The sequence below is a fragment of the Bacteroidota bacterium genome, from assembly GCA_021300195.1.
GTDB lineage: Bacteria > Bacteroidota > Bacteroidia > J057 > JAJTIE01 > JAJTIE01.
This window is the reverse complement of sequence record JAJTIE010000001.1, coordinates 92,287-98,641: the sequence shown is the minus strand read 5'-3', so window position 1 is coordinate 98,641 and position 6,355 is coordinate 92,287. Positions and strand designations below refer to the sequence as shown.

The following is a 6,355-nucleotide window of genomic DNA, read 5'->3' as shown; positions in this document are numbered from 1 at the left end:
GTGGCGATCACCACCACATAGTCGGGATCCTTGCGCCATTCCCAGCGGTAGTCAAAGCTGCCCACCGGGCCGGCCCAGGCTTGCACTTCGCCGGGGCAGAGGCGGGGCTCGCTGCTGCTGGCCAGGCTGAAGGGGCCGATTGGGTCGTATTGGGGTAGGGTTACGGTGTCGCGGCTCGTCAGGTCGCAGCCGTTGCGTACTTCCAGCACGTAGGTGCCGGGGGCGGTAATGGTCAGGCTGCGGCTGGTCTGGCTGATCAGTTCGTTGCCGTCTTGCCACCAGCGGTAGCTGAGGCCGGTGCCTGCGGGACCTGCCAGGGTCGGGTTGGTGGCAGTGGGGGGGTAGGTAGGCTCGTTGGCGTTCTGGTCTGTCCAGCGGCACCAGGGGCGGTCGGGGCCGAGGGTGGGTGTCTGTGATACAAATTGACCTGAAAAGAAGTTGGGCAAACCCACGCCAAGACTTGAATGCTTTATAGGGCCTATTCCTTCAGGCACTCCAGTCGGTTTGACATTAAGCACCACCAATTTTGGGTTACAAACAAACGACATGGCATTAGCAGGCTCATCAGGGGTGAGAATAGCACCAAGTGCCAAGGTATCTACCGCCGAAATCCCCGCGCCTGAACTAAAAGAGGTATCGGTAGTAATCTGAGATGAAAAATATATTCTTCCAAGTGGACCAATGACTAAATTATTAACGGTGTGCTTGCGTCTTGACACCTTGTTCCCGGGCAGGGTCTTTGTGGTGTTTGGAAGATTAATTTCCTTTATCCCTGCCGAAATTGTACTAGCCTGTAGATCGACTTGAAAAATTGGGCGTAACGCCGCAAAGCGACTAGTGACATACAAATACCGACCGGAAGGTGAAAATGCTGCCGCGTACGCGGAAATGTTTTCAGTGACGCCATTATTCAAGTAAGTAAGCCCAAACGACTGTGGATTACTGAGAATACCTGTTGCCGAATTAAAACTGAAAATTTCTACCTGAGATTGCATAGGATCGGGAAGAAACTCGGATAAGCTGGCAATACGATCACCCTGGGGTGATGCCTTTAGCTGTCCTTTATATCCATCCTCCTGAGTTTGTATATTTCCCACATTGCTCACAATAGGATTAATATCTAAACCAGTACTTGAAAGCAAATAGGCTAAATAACGGTTATTATTCTTTTCGTGTGCAAGGATCCAAAAACTCTTGCCATCAGCATGTGGTATAGCCGTTAGTTTTTCTGTAGCATTATTATTGATAGCAATTGCTGAATTCTCTAATTCAAATTTAGAATTTTGGCACAGAAAAGTAGAATAAAAAATTTGATCTAAAGGATTGGCATCATCTACCTCGGAAGCAGTAAAGAGATAGAATCGGTTGCAATCCCCAGGATCTTGCACAAAAACACCTGACTGGGTAGAAGATCCACCACCACCCATATTAGTAGCTACCTGATTGTGCACCGCATCCCATACGGTGCTCCCATCGGAATAAGCCAGTAGATTTCCCTGTGAATCATAGGCCGCGCTACACCCCTCAAGGGTTTCCATTTTACTACCCGTCTTAGCCTCTGGACTATTTGGGTTGGAAAAATCTACACCCATGAAGTAACCGAAGTACCAAGTGTTCTGGGCGTTAGCATCCAGTACAACTAACAGTAAGGTGCAAAGCAAAAGAGAGCGGAGAGTATTGCAGCGTATAGCCCAGATATTTTATCTCAAATATAGGGGGCCAGCCGCGGAGTGGCAATCAATCTGGCACCAGACGGTACAAATGGGTGCCTGAATGGTGGGAAGCGGCGCTCGGAGTGGAGGCGGGGAGATGGTGCATCACCTAAAGCAGGAGTGGAGATGCAGGGCCACGAAAGGATGCCCGGCAGGTTGTTTTTTTGTATGATTGCAGTATGATCGTGTACAGTGTAACGGTGATGGTGGAAGCGGGCCTGGCAGACGAGTGGATGCAGTGGATGCGAGACGTCCACATCCCCGATGTGCTGGCTACTGGCTACTTCACGGGCCACCGGCTACAGCGGCTGGTGTTTCCGGAGCCGGATGAGGGACAGCAGACCTTTAACATTCAGTACTTCTGCGAAAGCTATGAGGCCTACAACTGCTACCAGAAAGAGCAGGCCCCGCGCCTGCAGGCCGAGCACAATGCCCGCTACAAAGACCGCTTCGTCGCCTTCCGCACCCTGCTGGAAGATCTGTCGGTAGAGGCACCCCACTAGCAGGACACGGGTGCTGGCCCGGGCCGGCGGCGGCCCAACGAAATGCTATGCCTCTCTGAGGATCTGTGCCAGGGCCTGCTGTGTGGCGGCTTGCACGTCTGTAGCCAGGCTGGGTGTTTCGGGCCGGCGGCGAAAGGCTTGGCCGGTTACCTGCTCGTACACGGCTATGTACTTTTCGCTCACCTGCTGTACAAAATCGGCAGGCATGGTGGGGGGTTGGGTGCCTTCCTGGCCCCGGAAACCCTGGGCCATCAGCCACTCGCGCACAAACTCCTTGCTCATCTGCTCCGGGCGGCGGCCCGCTGCGCGTGCCTGCGTATAGCCCTGGCGCACAAAGTAGCGGCTGCTATCGGGGGTGTGGATCTCGTCGATGAGATAGATGTCCATATTACGATAGCCAAACTCATATTTGGTGTCGGCCAGGATCAGGCCGCGCTCGGCGGCCATCTCGGTGCCGCGCTGGAATAGCTGCAGGGCATAGTGCTCCAGCTGGGCATACTCCATAGCCGGCACCAGGCCCGAGCGTACAATCTCGTCGCGGCTGATGTCTTCGTCGTGGCCAATGCTACTCTTCGTGCTGGGGGTAATGATTGGCTGGGGCAGGGGGTCGTTTTCCTGCAGTCCGTCGGGCAGGCTCACCCCGCACAGGCTGCGCCCACCATCCCGATACACCCGCCAGGCATGGCCACACAGGTAGCCACGCACCACCATTTCTATGGGGTAGGCTTCGGTTTTCAGGCCAATGGTTACATTGGGGTCTGGCGTAGCCAGCAGGTGGTTTCGGCAGATGTCTCGCGTAGCCTCCAGAAAATAGGCGGCCAGCTGATTGAGCACCTGGCCCTTATAGGGGATGGCTTGGGGCAGAATGACATCGAAGGCCGAGATACGATCAGTAGCTACAAAGACCAGCACCTGCTCGTCTATGGTATATACATCGCGCACCTTGCCGCTGTACTTGCGGGTTTTGTAGCCCTGAAACTCAAAATCGGTGCTGGCTAATACTTGCATGTAGATAGGCGAAAGGATTGCAATTTGCAAAAAAAGTGGGCGGATTCTGGCACAAGGAAGCACGCTGCCCACAATATTCTGCCCAGTGCCAGCGCGTGTATGTAGACTTTGTGTAATTTTGAGGCCCCCGGTGTGGGGGATGCTCTGGTGGTGAAATTGGTAGACACGCCATCTTGAGGGGGTGGTGCCTTCACGGGCATGCTGGTTCGAGTCCAGTCCAGAGCACGGCCACAGGGTCGGTATCTTTCCGGTACCGGCCCTTTTTGTTTTGCTTAACCGCGTCCTGCTGCCGTGTGCTGGGCAGGCATGCCGGGGTGCTAGGGCAGCAGCGAGGGCTGGGGTACAGGGTCTGGGCTTAGCATCTGCTGGGCGGCCAGGGTGCCCACCATGCTGCCGATGGCCACGCCCATGCCGCCACAGCGCACGGCGCAGGAGAGCCGGGGGCCTATGCGCCTAACAATGGGCTTCTTTACCGAGCCAAAAGCCATGATGCCAGCCCACTCCATCTCTATCTCATAGGGGCTGCCGGGGAGGATGACGCGGTCCAGCCGATCGCGCAATGCAGCCTGTATCCGGGGGTTGAGCGTAAAGGACGTAGTAGCCTCTGTATCGGGGTCCAGGTTTCGGCCTCCGCCCAGCAGCACGCGCTTGCCTACGTTGCGGAAGTAGAAGTAGCCTGCATCCATGTGGAATATGCCCTCGAAAGGCAGGTCCTCGATCGGCTTTGTGATCAGTACGATACCGCGGCCAGGTACTACCTCCAGCTCGGGCAGTAGCTCGCGGGCAAAGGCGTTATTGGTTACACACACCTGTTCGGCCTCCAGGGCTACACCCTGTTTGGTTTCCACCCACCCATCCTCATACACGCCGGTAACGTCTACACCGCTGAGCATCCGTATGCCCTGTACGGCCGCCAGCTGCATCAGGTGATGCATCATCAGGCCCGTATCTATACTGGCCTCATAGGGGTTGTGGATCAGGTGTGTGTATTGATCTCGTGCGAAGCCAAATCGGGCAGACTGATCGTTTGCAAGTCGAAATACTGGCTCGGGAAACAGGGGCCGGAGCAACGCGTTTAGTCGATCCAGCTCCCCCACGGCATGGGCCCATTCTGGCTGCAGCAGCTCGTACCCACCGGTTGGCATCAGGCCTATACGCGCATCGCCCAGCCGCTGGCGCAGCCTGGCCAGCCCCTGCCACCGCAGGGCTACCAGCTGTAGCAGTTCGGCCTCGCTTAGCCGGGTCAGGTCGTCCAGCATCTCGGTCAGGCTGCCAAAGCAGGCAAAGCCCGCGTTCTTCGTGCTCGCTCCGGTAGGAAAGAGGCCTCGATCTAGCACCAGGATGCGGGCATCTGGTTTCTCCTTGCGCAGCTCCAGGGCCGTACTCAGCCCCACCAGCCCGCCGCCCACCAGTATGTAGTCATAGCGGGTCAGGCTCGTTTTCTCCCAGTAGCTTAGCATAAGAGCAAAAATACAATTTCGTTTTTCTTTTTGCCTAAAAACTACTTCTGCCTTTTTCTACGTATATTGACGTAGAGGATGTGATTTTCTTCTAACACTTAATACCCAGGCCCAATATGCATACCCAATACAAACTGGCTGTACACTGGCCGCTGGCACAGCGGCTGGAGCTGCACCTAACAGACGGAGAGGTGCGTGAGCTGACGGGTGCTGCCGTATCTGTTGCACTCAATACACTGAGGCAAAACGCTGTACCCGTTATTTTCATGCCTGTGGGAGACACCTGGCAGCACACAGGGCTGCTGGCGCAGAGCTACGACCTGAATAAGCGCGTAAACTAGGCACACAAAATAGGTGCAAACGAGGAGGGTGTGCACCTTGGGCGCTCTGCCATAGTAACCTTCTGGGGTGTCCGTGCAAGCAAGAGAAGACTCCATACAAAAAGGGGAAAGCCTATCTGCGGATAAGCCTTCCCCTTCTTTTTTTGTTGCACTTGCACAGGCTACGGGTGCAGGCCCCGCAGCGCGATAAGGCTAGACATCAATGTAATGAATCCAATTGTGCGCATCTGGCTCCTGCCCAGCACGGATGGCAGCCAGCTTGGGTGCAACAGTATTCATGATCTGCCAAGTGGCGGGGTCTGACAGCTGCATCAAACGGCCCTCATGGGTTAGCGATGCCACAGGCATCACAACAGCCGCCGTGCCCGAGCCAAAGGCCTCTTTGAGCAGGCCACGCTGGCTGGCATCATGCAGCTCATCTATGCTCACCTCGCGCTCAAACACCTGGATTCCTTGCTCGCGTAGCAGGTGGATAATCGTATCGCGGGTGATGCCGGCCAGGATTGTGCTGCTTAGCCTGGGTGTTACCACAAAGTCGTCGATCACAAAGAAGGCATTCATGGTGCTGAATTCCTCCACAAACCTGCGGTGGGTGGCATCCAGCCACAGCACCACATCATAGCCCTGCTCCTTGGCCTTCTTGCCACTCAGCATGCTACGCGCATAGTTACCGGCAGTCTTTACATAGCCCACCCCACCCTCAGCGGCACGTGCGTGGTTTCGCTCCACCCACACGTTCACAGGCTTGGTGTAAAACTTGTGTACCGGACAGGTAAGGATGTAGAGTGAGTAGGTGGTGCTAACCTTTACCCCGATGAACGGATCGGTGGCAAAATAGATGGGGCGGAGGTAGAGGGCGCTATCAGCGTCGGAAGGCACCCAGGCCTCATCCAGCTTTATCAGCTGCTCCAGGCTCTTTATAAACACATCCTCTGGAATAGCAGGCATGCAAAGCCGCTCGGCAGATTTGTTAAGGCGTGCCAGATGGTCCTTCGGGCGGAATAGCAAGCTGCGCCCGGCTACGTCCCTGTAGGCCTTCATCCCCTCAAATATGGTCTGCCCATAGTGTAGGGCCGATATACTGGGCAGCATGGGCACCGGGCCGAAGGGAACAATGCGGGGAGCCTGCCAGATGCCATCCTCGTAGTGCATCTCCAGCATATGGTCGGCAAAGACTGAGCCGAAGGGCAAGGCCCGCCAGTCTTTTTCATTCAAACGAGAGTGGCCAGTTTTTTCTATTTCCATGTTAATACCAGCGGCAATAATCATAATTTCGTAATAGAAGATTTATTTTGTTTTAACAAATGAAAAAAACTCTATGATTATTCGAA

At 55.1% G+C, this 6,355-nt stretch carries 6 protein-coding genes and 1 tRNA gene; 3 read left to right on the top strand and 4 right to left on the bottom strand.

What is annotated here, in order from left to right; translation table 11 throughout:
- The coding region (locus LW884_00375) for a lactonase family protein (GenBank protein ID MCE3006792.1) at positions 1–1,592 on the bottom strand (1,592 nt) is incomplete at its 3' end.
- 299 nt (positions 1,593–1,891) lie between these two features.
- Between LW884_00375 and LW884_00370 the strand changes: the two genes are divergently transcribed.
- On the top strand, positions 1,892–2,215 hold the full coding sequence (locus LW884_00370; protein MCE3006791.1) for a DUF4286 family protein: 324 nt from the start codon (positions 1,892–1,894) through the stop codon (positions 2,213–2,215).
- Between the two features lie 45 nt (positions 2,216–2,260).
- Here LW884_00370 and LW884_00365 read toward each other — a convergent pair whose 3' ends face one another.
- The gene (locus LW884_00365) at positions 2,261–3,223 is read right to left on the bottom strand and encodes a phosphoribosylaminoimidazolesuccinocarboxamide synthase (protein ID MCE3006790.1); all 963 of its coding nucleotides are present in this window, start codon (positions 3,221–3,223) and stop codon (positions 2,261–2,263) included.
- 141 nt (positions 3,224–3,364) lie between these two features.
- Between LW884_00365 and LW884_00360 the strand changes: the two genes are divergently transcribed.
- Positions 3,365–3,448: transfer RNA gene (locus tag LW884_00360), tRNA-Leu, on the top strand.
- Between the two features lie 92 nt (positions 3,449–3,540).
- Here LW884_00360 and LW884_00355 read toward each other — a convergent pair.
- Positions 3,541–4,683, bottom strand: coding sequence for an FAD-binding oxidoreductase (locus LW884_00355; GenBank protein MCE3006789.1), 1,143 nt, complete (start codon positions 4,681–4,683; stop codon positions 3,541–3,543).
- Positions 4,684–4,799: 116 nt separating this feature from the next.
- Between LW884_00355 and LW884_00350 the strand changes: the two genes are divergently transcribed.
- Positions 4,800–5,024, top strand: coding sequence for a hypothetical protein (locus LW884_00350; GenBank protein ID MCE3006788.1), 225 nt, complete (start codon positions 4,800–4,802; stop codon positions 5,022–5,024).
- A gap of 192 nt (positions 5,025–5,216) precedes the next feature.
- Here LW884_00350 and LW884_00345 read toward each other — a convergent pair whose 3' ends face one another.
- Positions 5,217–6,293 carry a branched-chain amino acid aminotransferase gene (locus LW884_00345; GenBank protein ID MCE3006787.1) on the bottom strand — a complete coding sequence of 359 codons (1,077 nt, stop codon included), beginning with the start codon at positions 6,291–6,293 and terminating at the stop codon, positions 5,217–5,219.
- Between the last annotated feature and the right edge of the window lie 62 nt (positions 6,294–6,355).